The sequence below is a fragment of the Acidisphaera sp. S103 genome (assembly GCF_009765975.1).
Taxonomy (GTDB): domain Bacteria; phylum Pseudomonadota; class Alphaproteobacteria; order Acetobacterales; family Acetobacteraceae; genus Rhodopila.
This window is the reverse complement of sequence record NZ_LMUJ01000076.1, coordinates 82,977-83,925: the sequence shown is the minus strand read 5'-3', so window position 1 is coordinate 83,925 and position 949 is coordinate 82,977. Positions and strand designations below refer to the sequence as shown.

Annotated in this window: 2 pseudogenes; both read right to left on the bottom strand. The window is 65.0% G+C overall.

Annotation, left to right across the window (positions count from 1 at the left end):
• Positions 1-256: pseudogene (locus GSQ89_RS38735) on the bottom strand (hypothetical protein); the annotation flags it as partial.
• A gap of 2 nt (positions 257-258) precedes the next feature.
• A pseudogene (locus tag GSQ89_RS38730) lies at positions 259-949 on the bottom strand (glycosyltransferase family 2 protein); the annotation flags it as partial.

Here is a 949-nt window from a genome sequence, read left to right as displayed (position 1 = left end):
CGATCAGATGCAGCGCGTTGATATGCGCCTCCAAAATCCGCCCGGCGGACAGGTTGCCTTGTCCGATCAGAGCCAGAAGCGAGGCCAGTTCGCCAATGCTGGCATGTCCGAGCACCGGCAGCGGCGGTGACAGGGCGCCGATTCCACGCAGCAAGTCGAATTCCTCGACGGGAAACGCCGCATCCCGATCCAGCGCGTCGGCACGGCTTTGCATCCATGGGATCCACTCAGCGACGATCGGCAGCAAATCGGACATGGCTATTCGGCCGCCAAGGTTTCGGGGACGGTCAAGTGCCGGCGTATCGTCTGAGCCGCTTGAATCTGCGCCGGCAGTTCGGTGAAGCGCACACGGCGGCGTTGCAGGACCGGGCTGGTGGCTTCCAGTAATGCCCAGGCGTGTCCGAAGTATTGAACCGCCAAGGCCGTCGTCACCCTAGCCCGAGGCAATGCGAGGTCGCCTGCCAGCGCCGGGTCGGCCAGGCCGCTCCATGCCCGCCTGACACGTTGGCGCAAGCTGTAACGCAGCCAGGCATCCATCGCCGGTTCGGCCATTTCGTCGGCGAATTCATCCTGCCGGACGATCCTGCGGCTGATCGCGTCGGCCATCCCGCCGGGCGCCCTGCCCTCGATCCGTCCGGATACCGTCACCTGGATCGTCGGATCGTGCCGAACTTTTGCGTCCATCATCCATAGTGCCCGCACGAAAGCTCTGTCTTCGCCTGACGCGATGGGTGGAATGCCACCGGCCCGGCGGAAGGCCGCGACCGAAACGGCGAGACTCGCGCCGGACGCTTCGGTATGGCGCGGCGGCGGATCGTGCGGTTCGGAATCGAGTATCCAGGCCAGATCGTCCAACAGCGCGATCAACTCGCATTCCATGGCGTCGTCGGCATGCAGATGCGCCGGGATCATCGCGGCTTCCATGGGATCGATGATGGCCCGGCCGCAC